The 23,542-nt window shown below is 61.0% G+C and carries 20 protein-coding genes and 1 pseudogene; 9 read left to right on the plus strand and 12 right to left on the minus strand.

What is annotated here, in order from left to right; all coding sequences use genetic code 11:
* Nucleotides 1-173: 173 nt before the first annotated feature.
* On the plus strand, nucleotides 174-2,156 hold the full coding sequence (locus LOY36_RS03145) for a pilus assembly protein TadG-related protein (RefSeq protein WP_258672260.1): 1,983 nt from the start codon (nucleotides 174-176) through the stop codon (nucleotides 2,154-2,156).
* On the opposite strand, the gene LOY36_RS03150 is transcribed toward LOY36_RS03145, so the two are convergent.
* Together LOY36_RS03150 and LOY36_RS03155 are read right to left on the minus strand one after the other, a co-directional pair.
* Nucleotides 2,126-4,897, minus strand: coding sequence for an ATP-binding protein (locus tag LOY36_RS03150; RefSeq protein WP_258672262.1), 2,772 nt, complete (start codon nucleotides 4,895-4,897; stop codon nucleotides 2,126-2,128). The genes LOY36_RS03145 and LOY36_RS03150 overlap by 31 nt on opposite strands.
* Complete coding sequence (locus LOY36_RS03155; protein ID WP_258672264.1) at nucleotides 4,894-5,334, minus strand: TadE/TadG family type IV pilus assembly protein; 441 nt, start codon at nucleotides 5,332-5,334, stop codon at nucleotides 4,894-4,896. The genes LOY36_RS03150 and LOY36_RS03155 overlap by 4 nt, the downstream gene beginning before the upstream one ends.
* Nucleotides 5,335-5,409: 75 nt before the next feature.
* On the opposite strand from LOY36_RS03155, the gene LOY36_RS03160 reads away from it, so the two are divergent.
* The 3 genes from LOY36_RS03160 (at nucleotide 5,410) to LOY36_RS03170 (ending at nucleotide 8,015) form a co-directional block, all read left to right on the plus strand.
* Nucleotides 5,410-5,880 (plus strand): prepilin peptidase, encoded by a 471-nt coding sequence (locus tag LOY36_RS03160; RefSeq protein ID WP_018928404.1) that lies wholly within the window; start codon nucleotides 5,410-5,412, stop codon nucleotides 5,878-5,880.
* Between the two features lie 109 nt (nucleotides 5,881-5,989).
* Complete coding sequence (locus LOY36_RS03165; RefSeq protein ID WP_018928403.1) at nucleotides 5,990-6,793, plus strand: response regulator transcription factor; 804 nt, start codon at nucleotides 5,990-5,992, stop codon at nucleotides 6,791-6,793.
* A gap of 847 nt (nucleotides 6,794-7,640) precedes the next feature.
* Complete coding sequence (locus LOY36_RS03170; protein ID WP_258672266.1) at nucleotides 7,641-8,015, plus strand: DUF6124 family protein; 375 nt, start codon at nucleotides 7,641-7,643, stop codon at nucleotides 8,013-8,015.
* A 144-nt stretch (nucleotides 8,016-8,159) separates the two neighbouring features.
* On the opposite strand, the gene LOY36_RS03175 is transcribed toward LOY36_RS03170, so the two are convergent.
* The 5 genes from LOY36_RS03175 to cpaB all read right to left on the minus strand — a co-directional run bounded on the left by LOY36_RS03175 (nucleotide 8,160) and on the right by cpaB (nucleotide 13,446).
* A complete protein-coding gene (locus LOY36_RS03175; RefSeq protein WP_064616076.1) occupies nucleotides 8,160-9,050 on the minus strand; it encodes a type II secretion system F family protein in 891 nt (296 codons plus the stop codon).
* A complete protein-coding gene (locus LOY36_RS03180; RefSeq protein WP_018928400.1) occupies nucleotides 9,047-9,931 on the minus strand; it encodes a type II secretion system F family protein in 885 nt (294 codons plus the stop codon). Before LOY36_RS03180 ends, LOY36_RS03175 begins: the two co-directional genes overlap by 4 nt.
* Before the next feature lie 10 nt (nucleotides 9,932-9,941).
* On the minus strand, nucleotides 9,942-11,222 hold the full coding sequence (locus LOY36_RS03185) for a CpaF family protein (RefSeq protein ID WP_018928399.1): 1,281 nt from the start codon (nucleotides 11,220-11,222) through the stop codon (nucleotides 9,942-9,944).
* Entirely contained in the window at nucleotides 11,219-12,424 is a 1,206-nt protein-coding gene (locus tag LOY36_RS03190; protein WP_258672268.1) for a pilus assembly protein, read from the minus strand. The genes LOY36_RS03185 and LOY36_RS03190 overlap by 4 nt, the downstream gene beginning before the upstream one ends.
* An 89-nt stretch (nucleotides 12,425-12,513) precedes the next feature.
* Complete coding sequence (cpaB, locus tag LOY36_RS03195) at nucleotides 12,514-13,446, minus strand: Flp pilus assembly protein CpaB (protein ID WP_258672270.1); 933 nt, start codon at nucleotides 13,444-13,446, stop codon at nucleotides 12,514-12,516.
* A 327-nt stretch (nucleotides 13,447-13,773) separates the two neighbouring features.
* On the opposite strand from cpaB, the gene LOY36_RS03200 reads away from it, so the two are divergent.
* Together LOY36_RS03200 and LOY36_RS03205 are read left to right on the plus strand one after the other, a co-directional pair.
* Nucleotides 13,774-13,971 (plus strand): Flp family type IVb pilin, encoded by a 198-nt coding sequence (locus LOY36_RS03200; protein ID WP_064616077.1) that lies wholly within the window; start codon nucleotides 13,774-13,776, stop codon nucleotides 13,969-13,971.
* 84 nt (nucleotides 13,972-14,055) lie between these two features.
* Entirely contained in the window at nucleotides 14,056-14,466 is a 411-nt protein-coding gene (locus tag LOY36_RS03205; protein ID WP_018928395.1) for a response regulator, read from the plus strand.
* Nucleotides 14,467-14,508: 42 nt separating this feature from the next.
* On the opposite strand, the gene LOY36_RS03210 is transcribed toward LOY36_RS03205, so the two are convergent.
* Both LOY36_RS03210 and LOY36_RS03215 read right to left on the minus strand, forming a co-directional pair.
* Nucleotides 14,509-15,363, minus strand: a complete 855-nt coding sequence (locus LOY36_RS03210; RefSeq protein ID WP_258672273.1) for a MaoC/PaaZ C-terminal domain-containing protein — start codon at nucleotides 15,361-15,363, stop codon at nucleotides 14,509-14,511.
* Nucleotides 15,364-15,365: 2 nt separating this feature from the next.
* Nucleotides 15,366-16,718, minus strand: a complete 1,353-nt coding sequence (locus tag LOY36_RS03215; protein WP_258672275.1) for a 3-oxoacyl-ACP reductase — start codon at nucleotides 16,716-16,718, stop codon at nucleotides 15,366-15,368.
* A gap of 192 nt (nucleotides 16,719-16,910) precedes the next feature.
* Here LOY36_RS03215 and LOY36_RS03220 point away from each other — a divergent pair, with 192 nt between their 5' ends.
* On the plus strand, nucleotides 16,911-18,188 hold the full coding sequence (locus tag LOY36_RS03220) for an acetyl-CoA C-acetyltransferase (protein ID WP_258672276.1): 1,278 nt from the start codon (nucleotides 16,911-16,913) through the stop codon (nucleotides 18,186-18,188).
* On the opposite strand, the gene LOY36_RS03225 is transcribed toward LOY36_RS03220, so the two are convergent.
* Entirely contained in the window at nucleotides 18,189-19,217 is a 1,029-nt protein-coding gene (locus LOY36_RS03225) for a bile acid:sodium symporter family protein (protein ID WP_258672278.1), read from the minus strand.
* 84 nt (nucleotides 19,218-19,301) lie between these two features.
* Between LOY36_RS03225 and LOY36_RS03230 the strand changes: the two genes are divergently transcribed.
* Nucleotides 19,302-20,093, plus strand: a complete 792-nt coding sequence (locus tag LOY36_RS03230; protein ID WP_018928390.1) for a helix-turn-helix transcriptional regulator — start codon at nucleotides 19,302-19,304, stop codon at nucleotides 20,091-20,093.
* 102 nt (nucleotides 20,094-20,195) lie between these two features.
* Here LOY36_RS03230 and LOY36_RS29055 read toward each other — a convergent pair whose 3' ends face one another.
* Nucleotides 20,196-20,963, minus strand: coding sequence for a methyl-accepting chemotaxis protein (locus tag LOY36_RS29055; protein ID WP_370694472.1), 768 nt, complete (start codon nucleotides 20,961-20,963; stop codon nucleotides 20,196-20,198).
* Between the two features lie 90 nt (nucleotides 20,964-21,053).
* Nucleotides 21,054-22,142 (minus strand): annotated as a pseudogene (locus LOY36_RS29060) (cache domain-containing protein); the annotation flags it as partial.
* A 444-nt stretch (nucleotides 22,143-22,586) separates the two neighbouring features.
* Between LOY36_RS29060 and LOY36_RS03240 the strand changes: the two are divergent.
* On the plus strand, nucleotides 22,587-23,480 hold the full coding sequence (locus LOY36_RS03240) for a PA4780 family RIO1-like protein kinase (RefSeq protein ID WP_018928388.1): 894 nt from the start codon (nucleotides 22,587-22,589) through the stop codon (nucleotides 23,478-23,480).
* Nucleotides 23,481-23,542: the final 62 nt, after the last annotated feature.

Genomic DNA, 23,542 nt, shown 5'->3' on the forward strand with positions numbered 1-23,542 from the left:
CGAACGGGGGCAAGCCCCCTCGCCACACGAGCCCGCTCCCACAATAAGCCCATTCCCACAGGGAGTTTTTGTTGGTGGGATGGCTAGTTGCCAGCAATCCGGCAAACCCTTGTCTACACTGCTGTTCATCAATGGAGGTAGCCCTCGGCGGTGCGCCGGCAAAGGAGTGCGCCATGTCTCCCTGCTTGCAGTTTCGTAGCCCGGCCCGGCAACGGGGAGCGATCGGTTTGATGGCAGTGCTGACCCTCGGCATGGCCCTGGTGTTCCTGCTGATCGTGGTCGACAGTGGCCACTTGTACCTGGAAAAACGCAGCTTGCAGCGGATAGCCGACATGGCCGCACTGGAGGCTGCCACGCGCAACGGTGATTGCGCCGTGGGTGCCACAGCCACCGCTTATGCCACTGCCAGCGTAAATCGTAACGGCTTCACCCTTCCTGACCCCACGCGCAGCCTGGCGGTAGCCTGTGGCACCTTGAGCCTGGACGCCAACAGTCTTCGGGTTTTTGTGGCTAACCCAAGCAGCAGCGAAGCCATTCGGGTGATCGTCAGTCATTCGGTGCCGCAGAGTTTCGCCGGTGGCGTTGGCGCCCTATTCGGCGGTGCGCCGGCCGGGGCCACCCTCAACCTGACGGCGACCGCCGTTGCGGGGCTGCCGCCACCGCTGGCTTCGCTGACCCTGCGCACCACGGCGCTGAGCATCGATAGCAGCAAGTCGGCCACCCTCAATGCGCTGTTCGGCGGTTTGCTCGGCGGCAGTCTGAACGTGTCCGTGGCAGGGTGGGATGGGTTGGTGAACACCAACATCAGCCTGCTGGGTTACCTTGACCGACTGAAGGTCGACCTCGGCCTCAACGCCGCCGGGTATAACCAGGTATTGGGCGCTTCGGTGGCCGTCAGCCAATTGATCCAGACCGCCGTCAATGTGCTGGACCCCGGCGGCACCCTCGGCGCGACGGCGACCATTGTCGGTCTGCAAGCCCTCAAGGTGGCCGCTGGCTCCACGACTGTGGTGTTGGGCAATCTGCTGCACGTCGAGAACGGCAGCGACGTCTCAACGTTCGCGACGACTGTGAGTGTGTTCAACCTGATCGAAGGCGTCGTGCAACTGGCCAACAAGAAAAACGGTGTGGTGGCGACAGTGCCGATCAATCTGGCAGGGCTGGCGCAAATCACCGCTCGGGTGCAGGTGTTGGAGCCGCCGCAACTCTCCGCGATCGGCAATCCGAAAAACGCCGCGCTGGATCCGCTGGGGCCCAATCGGATCTACGTGAGAACCGCACAGCTTCGCACGTTGTTGTCGATCGACTTGCCAGCGCTGGACGCCATCGCGGCGCTGGTCAATGCCGCGGCGGATCTGGCAGGACCGCTGACCAACACCCTCAACGCCTTGCTCAATCTCGACCTGGTGGCGGTGCTCAATTCACTGACCTGTGCCATCGGCGTGCCCTGTCAGACGCCCGACGTCATCGTGCTACCGGGGCCGATACGGCTCGACGTGGCGCTGGACGTCGCCAGTGCCGATAGTTACGTCACGGCTTACAGCTGCGTCAGCAACACCAACAAAACCCTGACCACCAACACCAGAACATCGCTGGTGAACCTGAAAATCGGCCGGATCGATGCCGCCAGTATGTTCGGCAGCAACACCGCACCACCGACGGTCACGGTGCAGCCGTTGAAACTGATCGATATCGGCATCAAAACCTGTCGCAGGTTTTTGTTCGTGCCCATCACCTGCGATCCGCGTGTGCCAGGCATCGGTGGTGGCATCGATGTCGTTGCCGACACCAGTGTGGCGGCGAACACCAACATGCCCCATGTCTACTCCGCACCACCGGCCAACAGCCTGCCGGACATCAACCAGCCGCCGTTTTACTACTCATTTTCCACCAGCAGCATTGTCAGCAACTTGCTCAACACCCCGGTCAACCTTCATGTCGATATGTATGGCCCGTCAGGCAGTCTCGTCGGCGGTCTGGGGGCGATCCTGAGCAGCGTGACCAGTTTGCTGGTCAGCGCAATCAACGGCGTGCTCAACCCGTTGCTCGACAGTCTGATCAACACTGTGCTGATAAGCCTTGGGGTCGACTTGAACAAGGTTGACGTCGGCGCCAACCTCAGTTGTCACTCAGGGCGCGCGTCGCTGGTGATCTGATCGCCCGTGACAATCGGCAACTCGATACAGAATCGCGCGCCTTCGGCTGCGTTTCTTACGCTCAACCGTCCGCCCATGTTCTCGACGATGCCGTAACTCACCGACAACCCGAGCCCGGTGCCGACGCCCACCGGTTTGGTGGTGAAGAATGGCTCGAAAATCCGCTCCAGCAACCGTGGGTCGATGCCGCCGCCGTTGTCCTCGACCCACAGCCGCACTGAATGCTCATCACGTTCGGCGTACAGCGAAATCCACGGTTTAAACGCCGGGTCGGCCTCGCGTTTGCTCAGCAACGCATCCCGTGCATTGACCATCAGGTTGATCAGCACCTGTTCCAGCTGATCGACGTAACCGCGCACCTGCACATCAAAACCGCTCTCGCTGACCCGCAGCTCGATGCCTTTGCCACGCAGGCCTTCGGACAGCAGCGCCAGCGTGCCGTCGATGGCTTGAACCGGATTGAACGGCTGCTGCTCGACCTCCGAACGCCGGCCGAACACCCTCATGTGATCCACCACCCGCGCGGCGCGCTGGACTTGGGCGTCGATGCGATTGAGCTTGTCAGTCAGGTAATCGATTTGCGCGTCGCCATTGCTCAGACGCTTGAGCACATTGACGATGGCCATGCGCATCACGTTCAGCGGCTGATTGATTTCATGGGCAAGCCCGGTGGCCATTTCGCCGAGGGTGGCCATTTTCGCGCTCTGGGTAAGCTGCTGCTGGGCGCGCCTGACCTCAGTGTTGTCGCGGCCCACGGCTTGAATTTCCAGCAAACGACCCTGGTCGTCGAACACGCCGCGATCCGACCAGACCCACCAGGCGTGTTCCCGTCCCGGCAGTTGCAGGTTGATCTCCGCAGTGCTGACCGGGAACTCCGGGCTCAGTCGACTGAGGCGCTGGAGGAACGCTTCGCGCTGCTCCGGCGACATCCAGCTGCCCAGGTTCACCCCCGGCAGCTGCTCGGGCTGGCATTCCAGATAGGTCGCCAGAGGCCGGTTGCCGAAGGTCAGCGTCAGGTCGGGGCGGTAGCGGCAGATCATCGCCGGGGAATCTTCCACCAGAATCCGATAGCGCTCTTCACTCTGTTTGACTTTCTCGGTGGCCAGGGTCGCCTCGGTGACATCCAGCCACAGGCCCACGGCTTCCACCGGCAACCCGAGGTCATCGCGCAGCAGTTTGGCTTCGTCGAGCAGCCAGTGGTAATCGCCGTGACTGTCGCGCAGTCGATAACGGGCGCTCACCGAACCCTCGCGCAGCAGTTGCCGGGTACGCTCGAAATAGCCGTCGCGGTCTTCGGGATGGACCCGCTCCACCAGCGAGCCTGCGGCGCAGTCGGCGAGCGACCAACCGAGCAGCGGCAACAGGCTGTCGCTGAAAAACGTCGGTTGCAGCGCACCTTCGACATAGCGCTGCACGTAGATCACCGCCGGTGAACTGGCGATCAAGTTGTCCAGCCGGGCATGGGCGGCAGCGGCGTTCTGCTGCTGGTTTTTGATGTCGCTGATGTCGAGCATGAAACCCACCAGCCGGCGGTTTTTACCGATGCCCAACGCCTGGCCTTGCAGTCGATACCAGATCGGCGTTTGTGTCGTGTCGGGGCGATGCAGACGTACGCACAACAGCAACGGCGCGCCTTCGTCCTGCAAGGATTGCAGGCGAATCGTCAGCTCTTCACGGTCGGCGGGATGAATCTGTTCGAGCCAGTCGTGCAGCGGAAAACGAGCGCTCGCAAGGTTCAGCGTACTGGCGAGCGACGGCGCCAATTGCACTTCGGCATGGTCGCTGAAGACCTCCCACCAACCGGTACCGAGCAAGGCTTGTAGAGATTCCAGCCGTTCCAGTTGCAGGTGGTGCTGATGCTCGCGCAAGCGCTCAAGCAGCGGGCCGGCCAGGGCGGCGGTGAGTTGCAACCAGTCGCGCTCGCTCAAGTCGGGAGCACGTTCTTGCACCGGGTAGAAACCACAGAGCAACCACGCGACCACGCCCAGGGCATTGCGATAGGGCACCGCGAACCCTTCGGCATTGCCGAAGATGCTTTGCAGGCGTGGGTGCTCGCTGGGTGTCAACTGTTGGGGGACTGAGCCATTCAAACTGTCGAGGCCGGTGCCCAGGTGTTGATGGGTTTCCCACAACCTTGGTGCATCGAAGGCCGCGTACTGCTGGTGAATCAACCAACCCTCGGCCTGTTCATCGAGCAAGGCCATGGCCATGCACGGAATCTGAAAACGCTGGGCCAGGCCTTGCAGTTGTTCGGCCAGTACCTCGGGCAGGCGCGTCAGGCTGCACAGGCGCAACTGCTCGCTGACCTGCGCCGCGAGCAACTGGCACTGTTCACGACTGCGCGCTTGTCGACGTTCGAGCAACAGATCGCCGATGTCGATCAACTGCAACAACCATTCTTCGCCCAACGGCTGCACCCAGCCGCGCAGGTGCAGCGGTTGTCCGGCGAGGCTGAAAAAATCCAGGTCCAGGCTCTGTCCTTGCCATTCGGCCGGCGAGCCTTCGACCGACAGGGTGCTATGGGGCATGAGGTAATCGAGCAGGTGCGGTGGTGACTGCGTGTCGGTTATTTGTTGCGCCAGCAGATGACGCAGCGGACCGCTCAGCTGAATCACTCGACCTTCATCATTCAGATGCAGCTGCAAGCCGACACGTTGCACGCTCGCAGGGTCTGGCGTGTTCGGGGTCTGTGGCGGATGGCGATTGAGCAGACGCCCGAAGAGTTTGTCCCCGGAGCTCAAAACTGCAGGCTCGATTGGGCCGTGAGGGTCGCCGGCAGATTGGGCACCGAACCGATTCCCGGCAGCACCAGAAACGGCAGCACTTGATTCAGTTTACTGGTGGGGTAGTTGATGCTGACCGTCAGCACGCCGCCGGTGTAGGTGGCGCTGGCGTCGGTGGCCACGTTGAAGTTCAGTGCGGCGGGAATCCAGGCCAGCTGCCGGGTCAGTTCGGTGGTGGCAACGGTTCGTACGGCGGTGTCGTAATTGGCGGTGCTTGGGTCCAGCGCCACGCTGCGACGCACCGCTTCGGCCGTGGATTTATTGAACGATTGCATCAGTAACAGCGGCAGGCTGTAACTGACCAACCCATAAAACACGGCGAAAAAAATCACGAACACCAAGGCGAACTCAATCGCCACGGCACCTTTTTGTTGGCGGGGGAGGCCTATTTTCATGAGTGCGTCTACCCTGACAATTACTGCGTAGTGTCAGCATAGAATCATTCAGCCAAAACGGACGTTTTTTACCGGATGCAGAGCCTTGTCCTACTCATCTGGCTGACGCTTTGCGCAGCACAGGATGCCCGAGAGCGCCACATCGCCAATGGCCTGACCGTCGGTGCAGGTGTGCTGGCGCTTATCTATCTGTTGTGGACAGGGACTACGTGGCTGGGGGCCGAGGCGGTGCAGGGCGGCTGGGCTTTGTTGTTGGCATTGGCCTTCACCTTGCCCGGTTATGCAGTGCGACGCATGGGGGCAGGCGACGTGAAGCTGATGGCGACGCTGGGTCTTGCGACGGACGGTACGCACCTGCTCGGCGGTTTCATCGGCGCCGGGGTGGCCAGTGTGCTCTGGCTGCTGCTGGCGCCAAGACTCTGGCTGCATATGGGGCAGAGGCTTAGAGCGCGTCTTCGTTACCTGGAGCCTGGCGCGTCAAAAAAACAGCCCTTTGCGCCGTTCGTGCTGGTGGGTGTGCTGCTCACACTGGCCTGGATGCATTAATCGCAGGCGTCCCCTGTTCTATGTACATAGTTGGAAAGTGCGTCTACTTTCAAAACTGTTGTTGTACAGCCTGTGGTGTCGGTGCAGGAGCAGCCAAGCCAGACTTGGCATGGAGTGGCACGTGAACAAGCTTACCTCGGCAGTAAAAGTTCTTGTGGTTGATGATGAGCCGTTGATTGTCGAAGAGCTTTGCGAGTTCATCGAGCTCAATGGTTATCGGTGTGTGCCTTGTGTCTCCGGCCATCAGGCGATCGAGCGTTTCAGCGAAGACGTGAATATCGGCTTGGTGCTGTGTGATTTGCAGATGCCTGACATGGATGGCATCCAGCTTGTCCAGGCGCTGCAGCGGTTGTCCGGCAAGCATCGGGCATTCGAGGCGATCATGCTCACCGGGCATGCGAACAAGCAGGATGTGATCAAGGCTTTGCGTATCGGGTTCGCCGATTACTATCAGAAGCCGATTGATCTGGCTGAGTTGCTCGAAGGTTTGCAGCGTCAGGAGGTGGCCTTGCAGGAGCGGCAGAGAAATCTGCAGTTGGGGCATTTGAGTCAGAAGCTGCAGTATCTTTGTGAATCGATCGATGAGCTTTATCAGGATCTGGACAAGGTTCGTCGGGGGGCGTCCCCGGAACCTGTGTCAGGTTCGGTTGACGGTGTGGTCGGTGAACCGGAGCGGGTGGTGGGGATGCCGGCGGTGTTCAATCAGTTGTCGCCGCGGCAGTTGGAGGTGGCGCAGTTGGTGGGCAAGGGGCAGACCAATTATCAGATTGCCTGTGAGTTGGGGATTACCGAGAACACGGTGAAGCTTTATGTGTCGCAGGTGTTGCGGTTGACGCATATGCATAATCGTACGCAGGTGGCGTTGGCGTTGTCGCCCGGGAATGCTGGGGGGCGGCGGGTTTCTGCGCATTGATCTTGGCGGCCTTTGGGCCGACCATGTTCTTGTTTGCGGTGTGTACATATCCGTTTCTGCGGTAACGGCTACTTATGGTTTCGCCCTGACGGCGAGTCCCTTTTGGCAAACGCCCCAAAAGGAACCAAAAGGTCTCGCCCCAAGCGTACGGCCCCTCGCTAAGGCTCGGCGTTCCTTCGCTCCGGTATCCATCTGGGGGCATCGCCCTACGGTTGGCTTCGCTTCAACCTACATGCGATGGGTTCGACTGCGTCGAACGGCGCTGCGCGCCAATCCCCAGATGAACACCTCCACTCAGCCTCCCGAAGGGGCGGGCAGATCAAAATCAAAGGCGGCAGGCGAGCTAACGCTCGGCCTGTTGAGTGGTGAGGGGCGGGTGTACGCCGTTCCCCTGTAGGAGCTGCCGAAGGCTGCGATCTTTTGATCTTGGCGGCCTGACAGCCGACCAATCGGTTAACGAATGATCGTTCCCACGCTCCCGCGTGGGAACGCCGCCAGGGACGCTCCGCGCTCCGCTTTTGAATGTTTAATTGATGTCTCAGTGCGCAGATCTTTTCCCACGCATTTTTCAGGTTGCCCGTCGGAAGCTGCGTCTCTAGCCTTTGTCCGTCGCTGACAATTCAGCGACCGGGCGTCGCGGCCTGAAATAGCTTACTTGGTGCATAATCATCGTCCCCAACCGCCGTTCCTTCGGAGTGTGTCGTTTGGTCTTATGGTGGCTGTGCGCGGGATACCTTTGGGTATGCCGGGTTTCCAAGTAGCTCGGTCCGCGAACCTGCGTACAGCTGCCACCCCCATCGCATCGCGGCGATTAGTGGCAACTCCATTACTTACTTGGAGCTTCACCATGTTCAAAGCCACACCGAATCCGCCTGAAGTGGACAGCACTTCCCCCTACGAATCCCCCGATTCCAAAAAACTCAACGAAGCCGCCGAACGCGCGCTCGACCACTACCTAAAACCACCACCCAAACAACCCGAAGGCCGCAAACCAAGCAGGATGTTTCTGGTCGCCCCGGACATGGACAACGAAAGCTTGCTGGCCCATGTCTGCGAATCACTGGCCTCGGCCAGCGTCATGACCAGCGACATTGCAGTCTATGTCGACGCCCCACAGCGGCATACGCTCCTGGCGATTCAGCAGGTGATCATGCTGGCCGAGCTGGCGGTGAATCGGGTGCTGGATAACGTCGACGTACCAAAAGCCGCGCCACACAGCTGACCCCTTGTAGGAACGACCTGTGGCGAGGGGGCTTGCCCCCGTTTGAGTGCGTAGCACTCACAAGATCTTTGGACCACCAGAGATTTTGGGGCAGCTTCGCAGCCCAACGGGGGCAAGTCCCCTCGCCACAGGCTCGTTGGTCTTTCAAGAACCAAACGCCCGCGCCAGCGCGGTGAAGCTTGGTCCGGCCAGCACGATCAGCAATGCCGGGAAGAGAAACAACATCATCACCACGGACATTTTTGCGGACATCTTGGAGATGTATTCCTGCAAGCGTGTCAGGCGTCGGTCATCGAGCAGCAGCTTGAGCGCCAGCAGTGATTTCATCGCGCCGCCGCCTTGGTGAATCAGTTGTTGAAGGATCACGCAGGTGTCGGTGAATTCGTCCACCGCGAGCAATTGGGTGGCCTTGTTCAGTTCTTCGCCCAGTTCCAGACCGGAATCGACCCGCGCCAGTATCAGGCGCAATTCGTGGGTCAGGGTCGGTAGCAGTTGTTTGCCTTCGACGCTCAACACTCGCAGTGACTGTTCCACCGCCATGCCGGATTCGAACAGGATGCGCAGCAGTGGAATGAAGGTTGATACCTCGATCGCCAGTTGTTTTTGCCGCTGCTGCGCGGCGGCGGCGAGCAAGCGTTTGGGCAGCAGGTAACCGAGGGCTGTGGCGAGGGTTGGAGTGATCCAGTGGTTGTTCACCTGCGGGAAGAACAGGCCCTGAATCAACAGGCACAGGGCCAACGCCAGCACCGGTGTGCCGATCTGGCAGGCGGCGAACAGCGAGCGTTGTCGGGCGCTGCGCCAGCCGAGGCGGTTGAGCAGGGTCTGGGTTTCGTTGTCCAGTTGGATCGAACGCTGACCGATGCGGCTGTCGCCCAGCAGTTGTAGCCAGTGACTGACGCGATGGTCGCTCAGCGGTTTGCCGTCCAGCCGTTGGGCTACCTGGCGTGCACGCCGGTGCTGGTCCAGCAGGCCACTGAGCAGCAACAGCGTGGCCGCCAGAAACAGCAGTGCGCTCAGCAGCAGGGCGATTTTCATACGCTTCGCAACATGCGCCACAGCGCCAGGCAGCCCACGACCTGCAAGCCGAACGCGGTCGCCAGCATCATTTGTCCCGAGCCGCTGTTCCACATGGCCAACAGGTATTTCGGATTGGACACCAAAAAGTAACCGGCAAGCCCCACAGGCATCAGCCCCAGCACCACGGCCGTGACGCGGGTTTCGCCGGTCATGGCGCGCAGTTGGCGCGCCGCCTGGTCTCGTTCGCGGATCATTTTGATCAGGTTTTCAAACAGCTCACTGGCATTGCCGCCGTAGCGGTGATTGACCTTCAGGCCCAGGGCGAACAGGCGAAACTCGTCTTTCTCATACAGCTCGGCGAGGTCCGAGATGGCGTCCGGCAGGCTGACGCCCAAGTGCACGTTGCGTTGAACCCGAGCCATGGCGTCTTTCAGTGGCGCTTCGGCGGCGTTGATGGCGCCCAGCACTGCATCGGCCAGGGTGCGTCCGGACTTCAGGCTGCGCACGGTGTGGTCGAGCAGCGTCGGCAGTTGTTCGATCATGCGCTTGAGTCGGCGCTGATATCGCCAGCTGATGTACAGCCGCAGAGCCAGGGGCGGCACCAGTAGCAACATCAACAAACCGATCCAGCCCGCGAGGGCAAACCCCAGCAGGGCGCCCAAGGCCCAGAGCAGCAGCCACGACCCGATGCGCTCGGTGGGGCGCCCGAGGCCGGCGCGTAGAAAGGTCCGTTCCAGGCCAGACCAGGATGATTTCGCCACGGTCAGTTGCGGTTGCCCCTGGGTCAGGCGGCCGAGGGTTCGGTCGATGCCGGCCTGGCGCAGACTGTTGTAGAACAAACGGATCGACACCCCCAACAGCGTCAGGCAAAGCAGGATGAGCAGCGCCGGTTTGAGCATGCCGTGACCCTCAATACGCCAAGGGAGAGAGTGCCGACTCGCGACGCAGTTTGTCGCCGGCGGGGTTGGCCGCCTCGCGCAGAAAACCGCGGCCGGTGTGTCGGTCGAAGCGGAACAGGGTGTTGGTCACGTAGACGTCGTCACGAATACCGACGACCTCCACCACTTCGCTGACGCAGCGGCGGCCATCGGGCAGGCGCGTGAGTTGGATCACTACGTCCAGCGCCGCGCAAATCATTTGCCGCAGGGTGCGTTCGGCGATGAGCCGCCCGGTCAGGCCCACCAGCGTCTCTAGGCGCAAGAGTGCATCCTGGGCGTTGTTGGCGTGCACGGTGCTCATGGAGCCGTCGTGCCCGGTGTTCATGGCGGTGAGCACGTCGACCACTTCGACGCCGCGAATCTCGCCGAGGATGATCCGGTCCGGGCGCATCCGCAGCGCGTTGCGAATCAGGTCGCTGGCCTTCACTTCGCCGTGGCCTTCGGCATTCGGCGGTCGGGTTTCCAGGCGTACCACGTGAGGATGGCCGAGTTGCAGTTCGGCGACGTCTTCGATGGTGACCAGCCGTTCGTGAGGGGCGATCAATTGGCTGAGAATGTTCAGCAGTGTGGTCTTGCCGGTGCCGGTACCGCCGCTGACCAGGATGTTGCAACGCTTGCCCACAGCCTCCTGAATGAACTCGAAGATCGCCTGGTCGATGGTTTGCATCGCCATCAGGTCGGTGCTTTTGAGCATGTCCTTGCGGAACTTCCGAATCGACAGGCATGGGCCGTCGAGGGCAATCGGTGGAATGATCGCGTTGACCCGACTGCCATCGGGCAGGCGTGCATCGACCATCGGCGAAGACTCATCGAGCCGTCGGCCCAGGGGCGCGAGAATCCGTTGCATGACCCGCTCGACGTGGTGGTCGTCGATGAACCGCAGGTCGCTGAGGTGCAACACTCCCTCACGTTCGACGAACACCCGGTGCGGGCCGTTGACCAATATTTCGGTCACCGCCGAGTCGCGCAGCAGCACTTCCAGCGGACCGAAACCGGTGAGTTCGTCGACGATTTCTTCCGCCAGCCGTTCCATCTCGTAGCGGGAAATCGCCAGGTGCAGACGGGCGATGTATTCGGCGACTTTGTCGGTGACGAACTGCGACAGCATGGGCCGCGACCCTTCCAGCAGGTTTTTTCCGGACTCTTCGATGGCGTCGATGATGTAGCGGTGCAGCACCAGTTTCAGGCCTTCGTGGTCGGTATTGCCGGTCGGCCCGTGCGAAGGCGCGCCGAAGAGTTTTTCCCCGCTCATTGCACGCCCCTCAACCGGTTGAACCAGCCGGCCTTGGGCTTATCCGGGCTTTCGGAGCGTTTGGCCAGCTGCTCGCCGAGGGCGCGCAGGCTTTGGGTCAGGCCCTCGCGCGGGGCCAGCTCGAACAGGCTCAGCCCTTGATTCTTGGCGTTGAGTCGCACTTCCGGGCTGTAGGCAAACACCGCGATCACCTCCATGCCGAAAGTTTTGCCCAAGGTGTCGGAGTCCGGCGCGACGCTGCGCAGGTAGCGGTCCACCAGCAATCTGGCGTGGTCGAGCTTCAGGCCTTTTTCGCGCCAGCGGCTGAGCACCTCAAGGTTGCGTCGGCAGTCGAGCACGTTTTGATCGGTGTACCACAGCAACTTGTCGCAATGGCTGACGAAGGTGCGCAAGGCTTCGCTGTCCGACTGGCCGGTGAGGTTCACCACGATGTGCTGGAAATGTTGGCGCAAGGCACTGAGCAGCATGTACAGCTCGGCGGCGCTGGTCTGTTCGAGCGGTTCATCGTTGCTGGCGTAGGCGAGGATTCGCAGCCCGGCGTCGCAGGTGGTGAAGGCGCTGTCGATCAGCGTTGCGTCGAGGCGCCTGAGGTGGCGCAATGCATCGCCGAAATGAAACGAACTCTCCAACCCCAGCAAGGCCAGGCTGTCGCCACGGGGCAGCCCCAGATCCAGCAGCAGCGTTTGCTGGCCGCTCTTTTGCACCACGTGCGCCAGGTGGTGGGCGAGCAACGCGCCGTCGGCATTGTTCTGTGCGCCGTAAAGTACGGTCAGGCCACCTTGTGGAATCTGTTGGGTGTTCGGCGCCACGGTCGGCAGGCGTTTACTCAGACGTCGCACCAGGCCGGCGACTTCACTGGACCGCGAGCCGTAAGAGACAAAATCCCGCGCTCCGGCGCGCATGGCATTGAGCACCAGTTGGTTGTCCATGCCATCGCCCAGGGCCACGATCGCCAGCATCGGTTTGGCTTCCAGGGCTCCCTCGATCAACGCGCTCTGGGCCACCACATGCTCATGGTCCAGGCCCACGAACACCAGGCTGGCGAAGGTCACGTCCACCAGCGTCAGGAGCTCGTCGAGGTTGCCGCCACCGGCGCTGATCACCCGGCCCAAAGGGGCGAGCGCCCCTTGCAGCCACTCCAAGTCGGTGTTGTTGCGTGTGATCGCGAGGAAGGTCTGGCTCAGGTTCTGGCTCTGGCTCATTGCGATAATCCGCCGTGTTTATCGACGTGGCCGTTTTCGAGGAAGTGCTGCGTGAAACATCTACGCATGGAGAAGCGTCCTCGCTCGATTCAGGGCGTTTGTTGGGTGACGGCATTGCCGCGAATGACTTCCACGCTCGGCTTGCGCGGTGCTGCGCCTCTGGGGGCGGGGGATTGTGGAGTGCCGGCCAGGGCCAGTTGACTGAACTGCACCAGCTCGCGGTTGGCGTTGGCCAGGCTCGCCGATGAGTCACCACGGCCGGCCCAGTATTGGCTCAGGCGTTGTTCCTCGGCGCTGCGCACAGCCAGACGCAAAACCCCGACCTGTGCCGCGAGCATCAGGCGGCTCAAGAGGGATTCAGGGACGGCGAGCAACACGGTGCGGGCGCTGGTGCGCAGTTGTTCCTGCTTGAGTTTCTCTTCATGGCTGAGTGCCGGGTTGGCAGGCTTGCCATCGTTCGTCAGCCCCAACTGCTCGCCGACCCCGAGTACGCGCAACGCCGGGACCACGACCTGGGCCGACTGCTGGAGGTTGTTGGTGTCCATGCGCAGAAACAGCAGCACATCGACATAATCGCCGGGGCTCAGTTGGCCGCCGACATTGATCACATCATCCGCCGCCACGGCGAGGGCGCGTTCATCGGCGCGGATCATCCGCGCCAGCGTACCGCCGGCTTCGAAACTCTGATCATTGAGCCAGCTGCCGGCGGTGAGCGCGTGCCAGGGTGTACGGCCAATGGCTTGTTCGAGACGGGTCAGGCTGCCAACCGGGGCGGTACGCAGTTTTTCCAGGGTCACGTCGGCGGCGGTGATCTGCTCGAACGGTGCGATATCACGCAGCAGCACCACCACCGGTTGGCGGGTCGGGTCATCCACCGAGACCTGTATCGAGGGCGTTGATGTGCCGATTTGCGCGACAGGCTCGGGGGCCGGTTGGCGACTCAGCGCCAGCCCCCAGTAACCGGCAATGATGGCGCCTGCCAGGAACAGCCCGGCCAGGCCCAGGGTGACGCGGCTGTTCATGAAGGCTCTCCCCCTTTCCTGCGGCGTAACGCCCCCAAGCCTTCTAACGAGATGACTTCGTAATCAGGCAGTTATGAACGTGGGACTGTTTCGCTATTTGACGGTAGCGCAGGTAAAGCAAAATGCCATCACTGAGCGGTAAATATCTGACAAAAGTAACGGACTGATGCCCAAAGTACTGTTTTGTGACGTTAATCAACCGGTTACTGCTTAAGTATTAATGCGTTCTTACAGTTGTTGGGCATGGGTTTGCCGACAATGCTGATGCTGGCATATGGGAATCATGTTGCGGCAGTGCAACAACCGCTGTCATTCAGGAGACGCGTCATGTCCTTCTCTAAAACGGTTCAGAAGATCAAATCCCACATCGCTTTTTACAAAGACCTTGCCAAAGACACCGAAGGTGCTTCGGGCATCGAGTACGCAATCATTGCAGGCATGGTGGCCGTGGTGCTGGCAACGTTTGTGGCACCTATCTCCACGGCGGTCACCACAATGTTCAACACGATTTCAGCTGCGCTTTGATTTGAAGACTGGCACAGGCAGTCATTTGCCAATCCTGCAAAGGGCTTCTAACGTCATGGCTTAGTCCATTGCAGGTGTTGCCCCATGAACGCTCCAGCCCTCCCTCGGCAACAGCTTCTTCTGGTCGATGATGAGGAGGATGCGTTACTGGAACTGGCGGAGTTGCTGGAGGGCGAGGGTTTTACGTGTTTTACGGCAACGTCGGTCAAGCTCGCCCTGCATCATTTGACTCGTCATCCTGATATTGCGCTGGTGATTACTGATTTGCGGATGCCGGAGGAAAGCGGCATATCGTTGATCAAGCGTCTGCGTGAGCACACGGCTCGTCAGCATTTGCCGGTGATTGTGACGTCGGGGCATGCGGATATGGAGGATGTGAGTGACATGTTGCGGTTGCAGGTGCTGGATCTGTTTCGCAAGCCGATCTATCACGTGCGTTTGTTGGATACGTTGAATAATTTGTTTCCGCAGCCTCGGGGTTTGCTGAGTTCCTGAGCGTACTGTGGCGAGGGGGAAAGCCCCCCTCACCACAATCCATCAGGCAACCGGCCGCCACTGCCCCACCATATGCTCGATCTCCCCGGCCCCCATCAACTGGAAGTCGCCACTGGACCCCTCCGCGCTGGACATCAGCGTCACTTCGCTGGGCAAACGCACCGGTTTTCTGAACTGCACCGCAATCTCGACGTTGGCCGTCGGCAAATGATCACTCAGGGCTGCCAGGGTGCGCGCCTTGTTCCACAGACCATGGGCGATGGCGCTGGGAAAGCCGAAGAGTCTGGCGCTGATCGCGCTCAGGTGAATCGGGTTGTAGTCTCCAGACACTTTGGCGTACCGGCGACCAATGTCCGCCGGTGCTTTCCAGTGGGCCACTTCGGTCAGCGACAAGGTCGTTGCAAACGCTTGCTCGACAGGCTCGCCTGCCAGTTTGACCCTGCGACAGAGCATCTGGCTTTCGGCTTCCCACAGCAGCCCCAATTGGTCGTCGAGCGTCGTCACTAACTCGAAGGTCGCGCCCTTGGCATGGGGTTGCAGGTTCTGCACCTTCACGCTGACCCGCACGCGACTCACGCCGCCCATGGGGCGCATGACTCGAATGCGATTGCTCAAGTGAATCAGCCCCAGCAGCGGGAAGGGAAACGCCTTGGCGGTGAGCAGTTGCATCTGCAAGGCAAACGCCAGGATGTGCGGATACGTCGGTGGCAGCAGCCCGTTGTCGGCGAAACCACACACTTTGCGATAAGCCTCCAGGCGTTTCGGATCGACGTTGACCCAACAGTGATAACCCAGCTCAGGCAGTGCGGTGCCGGTGATTTTGCGTCGCGTTGCCGCTCTTAAATACAGCGTCTGCAGGCCCGGTTCGCTATTGAGTGTGTGCCAGTCGGTGGTCATGGTCAGGCTCCCAACACGCTTTGCCCGCACACGCGCAGCGCTTGCCCGGTAAACGCTCCGGTGCCCGGTTGTGCCATCCAGGCCACGGCTTCGGCGACGTCTTGCGGCAGGCCGCCCTGGCCCAACGAACTCAAGCGCCGCCCGGCTTCGCGTACGCCGAAGGGCAGGTGCGCGGTCATCTGGGTTTCGATGAATCCTGGCGCCACCGCGTTGATGCTGATGCCGCGCCCTGCCAGCAGTGGCGCCCAGGCCTGGGCCAGGCCAATCAGCCCGGCCTTGCTCGCGGCGTAATTGGTTTGCCCGCGATTGCCGGCGATGCCGCTGATGGACGCCAGCAGGATCACTCGGCCGTTGTCGCGCAAGGTGCCGCTGTCGAGCAGCGCCTTGGTCAGCACTTGCGGCGCGTTGAGGTTGACTGCCAGCACCGCGTCCCAGAATTCCGGGGTCATGTTGGCCAGGGTTTTATCCCGGGTGATGCCCGCGTTGTGCACCACGATGTCGACGCCATCCGGCAACTGTTCGATCAGTTGCGTGGCGGCGTTTTCGGCGCAGATGTCCAGGGTGATGCTGCGCCCGCCGAGGCGCGCGGCCAGGGCATCGAGATCGGTTTTGGCCGGCGCCACGTCGAGCAGGATCACCTCGGCGCCGTCGCGGGCCAGGGTTTCGGCGATCGAGGCGCCGATGCCGCGGGCCGCGCCCGTCACCAGTGCCTTGCGCCCTGACAACGGACGGGTCCAGTCCATCACCTGCGCCGCACACGCCTTCAAGCGTATGACTTGCCCGGAAATGAACGCACTTTTGGGCGAGAGGAAAAACCGCAACGGGCCTTCGAGTTGATCTTCGGCCCCTTCGCCGACATAGATCAGCTGCAAGGTGCCGCCGCTGCGCAGTTCCTTGGCCAGCGAACGGCTGAACCCTTCCAGGGCCCGTTGGGTGCTGGCGGCGAACGGGTCGCTCAAGGTCTCCGGCGCCCGACCCAGAATTACCAGATGCGCATGGTGATCGAGGTTTTTCATCAGTGGCTGGAAGAACTCGCGCAGCTGTTTCAGCTGATCGACCTGCACCAGGTCACTGGCGTCGAACACCACGGCCTTGAGTTTCTGGCCGTGGCCGGGAATCCACGCGGTGGCCAGGGTCGGGTCGGTGCCGTAGCTGTAAATCGTGTCGGTCAGGCGGTTGGCCAAGGCGCTGACTTTTTCCGCCAGCGGGCCACCGCCAATCAACAGCGCCCCCTCGACAGGCCGCAGTCGGCCTGCTTGCCAGCGTTCCAGCCGTACCGGCGACGGCAGACCCAGGGCACCGACCACACGATGGCCGATGGACGAATTGGCGAAGTCGATATAGCGGTCAGACATGAATCACGCTCCAGAAGCCGGGGTTAAAAGTGTGGACCAGGAATGGCAATTAGTCGTTCGATCCACGAGATAAGGCCTACGCTTGAACATTGCAGGTTGGTTTGAGCTTGGGTTTAGCAGGTCTTTCAGGAATTGCAGCCCGCTCCCACAGGGATGTGTGTTCACCATTGACTATCAGAAGGAGCTTTTTTCATGAATCAGCTGCGTCGCGTCGCGATTATCGGTGGTAACCGTATTCCTTTTGCCCGGTCCAACGGGCCGTACGCCACTGCCAGTAACCAGGCGATGTTCACCGCAGCGCTGGAAGGCCTGATCGAGCGCTATAACCTGCACGGTGTGCGCATGGGCGAAGTGGCCGCCGGGGCCTTGCTCAAGTATTTGCGCGACTACGGCCTGACCCGCGAATGTGTATTGGGCTCGCGTTTGTCGCCGACGACGCCGGCCTACGACATCCAGCAGGCCTGCGGTACGGGGCTGGAGGCGACGTTGTTGGTGGCGAACAAAATCGCCCTGGGGCAAATCGAATGTGGCATTGCCGGTGGTGTCGACACGGCCTCGGACGTGCCGATCGGCGTCAACGAAAGCCTGCGCAAGATCCTCTTGCAAGCCAACCGCGCCAAAAGCACCGCCGACAAACTGAAAGCCTTCCTGCAATTGCGTCCCCGACACCTGATCCCGGACTTCCCAAGCATCGGCGAGCCGCGCACCGGCCGGTCGATGGGCGAACACTGTGAATTGATGGCCCAGACCTGGGGCATCCCGCGTGACGAGCAGGATCGGCTGACCCTCGAAAGCCATCAGAAACTGGCGGCGTCTTACGCCGAAGGCTGGCACAACGATTTGATGACGCCGTTCCTCGGCCTGACCCGGGACAACAACCTGCGCCCGGAGCTGACCCTGGAAAAACTCGCCTCACTGAAACCGGCCTTCGAGAAAAGTGCCAAGGGCACCCTGACCGCGGGCAACTCTACGCCACTCACCGATGGCGCGTCGGTGGTGCTGCTGGGCAGTGAGGAATGGGCGAAGGCGCGTGGTTTGCCGGTGCTTGCCTATTGGCGCGATGGCGAGGCGGCGGCGGTGGATTTCGTCAAGGGTGCCGAGGGGCTGCTGATGGCACCGGTGTATGCGGTGCCGCGTTTGTTGGCGCGCAATGGCCTGACCTTGCAGGACTTCGATTACTACGAAATCCACGAAGCGTTTGCCGCGCAGGTGTTGTGCACATTGAAGGCCTGGGAAGATCCGGAGTACTGCAAAACCCGCCTCGGCCTCGACGCACCGCTGGGTTCCATCGACCGCAGTCGCCTCAACGTCAAAGGCAGTTCATTGGCCGTCGGGCATCCGTTTGCCGCCACCGGTGCGCGGATCGTCGCCAACCTGGCGAAGCTGCTGGACGCGGCGGGCAAGGGCCGAGGGTTGATCTCGATCTGCGCCGCCGGCGGTCAGGGCGTGACGGCGATTATCGAGCGCTGATTATTGAGGGCTAAGCACTGCCGCATTTTGCTGTGCGGCCAGTTCCCGGTTGCGATTGGCGTAACCCTCGGCCATCACCGAGCACACGATCAGCTGCAACGGGTGGTAGATCATGATTGGCAGCAGGATCAACCCAAGGCCGGGGTTGGCGCCGAAGATCAGCGCCGCCATCGGCGCTCCGGCCGCCAGGGATTTTTTGCTGGCGCAGAACACCGCGGCGATCTCATCGGCGGGGCTGAATTTCAGCGCGTGGGCGGTGCGGGTGGTCATCCACAAGATGATCGCCAGCAGAATCGCACTGCCGATCAGCGCCGTGAGAATCACGCTATTGCCCTGTTGCTGCCACATCCCCGAGACCATCGAGTTGCAGAACGCCGAGTACACTAGCAGCAGGATCACCAGTTTGTCGGCGATGTTGGTGTAGCGCTTGTACCGGGCGAAAACTTTTCCCAGCAACGGCCGCAATAATTGCCCAAGCACCAGCGGCAACAACAGCATCGCGCACAGATCGAGCAGGGTTGAACCCAGGTCGATGCCGCCAGCGCCGCTGCCGACCACGAAACTCACCAGCAACGGTGTCAGGAAAATCCCCAGCACGCTGGACAGGCTCGCGTTGAGAATCGCCGCCGGTACGTTGCCGCCCGCGCTGCCGGTGAGGGCTACGGATGAGGAAATGGTCGAGGGCAGGGCACAGAGGTAGAGGAAACCGAGCATCAGCAACGATGGAATGTGTGAGCCCAGCAGTGTGTCGCTCAGCAGCCAGATCAACGGAAACACCGCAAAGGTGAAGGCTTGGACCATCACGTGCAGCTTCCAGTTTTTCAGCCCGTGGCGGATCTGCTCGCTGGAGAGGTTGACCCCGTGCAGGAAGAACACCAGGAACACGCCGATGTTGATCACCCACTCGGCATGCATCCCGCCGCCGGTGGCGCCGAAGGTCGGGAAGAAATACGCCAGCAGCGTGGCGATCAGCATGCCGCACAAGAACCAGTCGGTGACCACGCGTTTGAGGTGTTTGAAGGCATGCATAACCGGCACCGAATCCATTTGTAAGAATTGATGACTTAGCCTAACGTCGGCCCTATCAGCCGTCTTGCGACATAAGGCCAATCAATGCCGACTAACGGACAACTTACCCTCGAGCGGACCATCCCGGCGCTGACGGTGTTGCCGCGTCCGTTGTATGCGCGGGCGGAAAGCCTGAACGCCGGTTCGTGGACGCCGCCTCATCGTCATGATTGGGTGCAGTTTTCCTACGCCATCAGCGGTGTTCTCGGCGTGCACACCGCTGAGGGCAGTTTCTTTGCGCCGCCGCAGTGGGGCATCTGGATTCCGGCGGATCTCGAGCATCAGGTCGTGACCTCGATGCGTGCCGAAATGCGCAGCCTGTACGTGCGCCGCGAGGACTGCCAATGGGCGGACGGGCGTTGCCGGGTGCTGGAAGTCACGCCATTGGCCCGGGAGCTGATCAAGCGCTTTTGCCAGTTGCCGGTGGAGTATCCACAGGGCGACAGTCAGGAGGCGCGATTGGTGGGCGTGCTGCTGGATCAGTTGGCGAGTCTGCCGGAGGTTGGGTTTTCCTTGCCGTTGCCCCGGCATGAGCGACTGCTGGGTTTGTGCAACGAACTGATCGAAAGTCCCGAGTGCACGGTGACCTTGCAGGAATGGGCCGAGCGTTTGGGCATGTCGGAGAAAACCCTGATGCGGCTGTTTCAGCGCGAGACCGGGTTGAGCTTCCGCAGTTGGCGGCAGCGCATGCGGCTGCTGTCGTCGTTGAGTTTGCTGGAGGAGGGGGACAGCGTGACCAATGCCGCGCTGTCTTGCGGGTATGACTCGACGTCGGCGTTTATTGCGGCGTTCAAGGGGTTGTTCGGGTTTACCCCTGGTGAGTTGTTCAAGCAGTAACACTGCTAAAAGATCGCAGCCTGCGGCAGCGCCCACAGGCGCGTAGGAGCTGCCGAAGGCTGCGATCTTTTGATCTTATCTTTTGATCTTGTCCTTTGAACCTCAGGTCCTGAAGCGGCGAACCAACCCGTCCAGCTCATTCGACAACCCTGCCAGGCTCTGAGAATCCAGCCGCGCCGAGTTTGCCAATTCCGCCACCAACTGCGCATCGCCATGAATCTGGCTGATATGCCGATTGATGTCCTCGGCCACCTGATGCTGTTCCTCAGCCGCCGTGGCGATTTGAGTATTCATGTCACGAATCACATCCACCGACTCACGGATCTGCCCGAAGCTGCTGCGCGCTTCACCGATGCGGGTCACCGATTGCTGAGACACCTCCAGGCTCGCATGCATCTGCTGTGTTACCTGACTGGTGCGCTTGGCCAGGTTGCCCAGCAGGCCGTCGATTTCCGCCGTGGAATCGGCAGTTCGTTTGGCCAGGGCGCGAACTTCATCCGCCACCACCGCAAAGCCACGACCCTGTTCACCGGCCCGGGCTGCTTCGATGGCCGCGTTCAGGGCCAACAAGTTGGTCTGTTCGGCGATGGAACGGATGGTCCCGAGGATCGACTGAATGTCGTTGCTGTCGCGCTCAAGCTGTTGCATCGATTGCGCCGACTGTTCGATTTCCTGGCTCAAGCGATCGACACTGCTCACCGCGGCATCGATCTGCTGCTGGCCTTCACGGGCCTGGCGCTGACCGCTGTCGGCCGACTCGGCGGCCTGGCTGCAAGAGCGCGCGACTTCGTTGGCGGTGGCGACCATTTCGTGGAACGCCGTGGACACCATGTCCACCGCTTCACGCTGACGCCCGGCGGCTTCGGCCATGTCGCTGGACACTTGGGTCGAACTCTTGGAGGTGGCGAGGATCTTGGTCGCGGCGCCGCCGATGCTTTGAATCAGGTTGCGGATCGCCGCCAGAAACTGGTTGAACCAGTTGGCCAGTTGCGCGGTTTCATCGCTGCCACGGATGTGCAGGTTCTTGGTCAGGTCGCCTTCGCCCTGGGCGATGCCTTCCAGACCGCTGGCCACGCTGCGGATCGGCCGCACGATCAGGCTGGCGAAACTGGCGCCGACGATGGCGAAGAACACCGCCAGTACCGCCGCGATGATCGCGATCAGCCAGGTCAGTTGAGTGGCCGAGCTCATCACGTCGGTCTGCTTGATCAGGCCGATAAAGGTCCAGCCCAGTTGCTCCGACGGCCAGACGTTGGCCATGTAGCGCTCGCCATTGAGCTCAACCTCTACCAGCCCTTTGCCGGCCTTGCCGAGTTGCGCGTAACCGTCGCCGAGGCTGCTCAGTGCTTTGAAATTGTGTTCCGGCTGCTTGGGATCGACCAGTATGGTGCCGGTGTTTTCCACCAGCATCAGGTAGCCGGTTTCGCCGAGTTTGATCTGTTTGACGATTTCAGTGAGCTGCTTGAGCGTCACGTCGATGCTGACCACGCCGCCATTGCTGCCCAGTTTGTTATCGATGGTGCGCACGGTGCTGACGTAGGTCGCGTCATCCTGGGCCCAGTAATAGGCCTCGGTGCGAAGCGGCTTGCCCGGCTTGGCCTGGGCCGCCTTGTACCACGGGCGCTGGCGCGGGTCGTAATTGCTCAGCTTCGCATCGTCCGGCCAGGACACGTAACCGCCCGCCGCCGTCCCGAGAATCGCGTAGGCGTAGGCCGGGTGGCTGTTGCCAAGGTCCTGGAGGAGGGCGAAGACCTTCTTGTCCATTTCGCCTTGGGGAATGCTCTCGGCGTTGGCACTCATGTAGGTCTTGAGGCTGTCGTCGGAGTTCTTGATCAGCGGTTGGGTCGCCAGGTAGTCAACGTTCTGGCTGATGCCATCAAAGAACAGCTGCATGGCATTGCTGACCTGACGAATCTCGCGGCCACTGCCGTCGACAAAATTGTCCTTGGCATCACTGCGCAAGTTCAGCACGACGAGGGTGGCGACCAGCACCACGGGCAAGCAGGCGATGATTGCAAACGCCCAGGTCAACTTCTGTTTGATGTTCATCCGCGCTCCAGTTTTTCTTGTAGGCCCACGCAGTACTGATGACTCGCGGATTATTGGCAGCCGAAAACGTTTGATACGCCCCGATCCTTGAGCGCGCCTTCTTGATTGTTGTCGAGGCGTTTGTCAGACAATTCCTTTTCTCTCTAATGACTTCGGCCGGGGAGAGGGGAAATTGAGGCCTGTTGAGAAAAATCCTGCGAACGCCAGCGATCGAGGTTAGATTCTGTCGCAAATACCTTGGCACTCCGTCGTCAACAAGTGGTTCTCGCTCAGCTATGATCCGGGGTGGTCGATGAGTTTTGCCCGATTAATCCGGCACATTGTGTGCATCTTGATGTTCATGGGAACGTTCATAGGTCGGCAACCCCTCCCCCGAATGAGAGGATTGCCGTATAACGAATGACTTTCGCGTGTTTGGTAATAAAGGACCCACAATAAAAGCTGATGAAGACTCCAAAACGCATTGAACCCCTGATCGAGGACGGTCTGGTCGACGAGGTGCTGCGCCCACTCATGAGTGGTAAAGAAGCAGCTGTTTATGTGGTGCGCTGCGGCAACGAGCTGCGTTGTGCCAAGGTCTACAAGGAGGCGAACAAACGCAGTTTTCGTCAAGCGGCCGAGTATCAGGAAGGCCGCAAGGTGCGCAACAGCCGGCAGGCTCGCGCAATGGCCAAGGGCTCCAAGTTTGGCCGCAAGGAAACCGAAGACGCCTGGCAGAACGCCGAAGTGGCGGCGCTGTTCCGCCTGGCCAGTGCCGGGGTGCGGGTGCCCAAGCCGTATGACTTCCTCGAAGGCGTGCTGCTGATGGAACTGGTGGCTGACGAGTACGGCGATGCCGCGCCTCGCCTGAACGATGTGGTGCTGGAGCCGGACCAGGCACGCGAGTATCACGCTTACCTGATTTCGCAAATCGTGCTGATGTTGTGTACCGGTCTGGTGCACGGTGACCTGTCCGAGTTCAACGTGCTGCTGACGCCGACTGGCCCGGTCATCATCGACCTGCCGCAAGCAGTGGATGCGGCGGGCAACAACCACGCGTTCAGCATGCTGGAGCGGGACGTGGGCAACATGGCGTCGTACTTCGGTCGTTTTGCACCGGAGTTGAAACGCACCAAGTATGCCAAGGAAATGTGGGCGTTGTACGAAGCCGGCACCTTGCACCCGGCCAGCGTGTTGACCGGCGAGTTCGACGAGCCGGAAGAACTGGCGGACGTCGGCGGGATCATGCGCGAGATCGAGGCGGCCCGTCTCGACGAAGAGCGTCGCCAAGCGATTCGGGCGGCGGACGATGCGCCACCAAGCAAAGCCGAAGAACCGCCTCCGCCGTGGATGCAGTGATCGGTTGACCCAAAACCCGGCTTTGGCCGGGTTTTTTACACCAGCAATACCCCGCACACTCA

The sequence above is a fragment of the Pseudomonas sp. B21-019 genome (assembly GCF_024749225.1).
Classification (GTDB): domain Bacteria; phylum Pseudomonadota; class Gammaproteobacteria; order Pseudomonadales; family Pseudomonadaceae; genus Aquipseudomonas.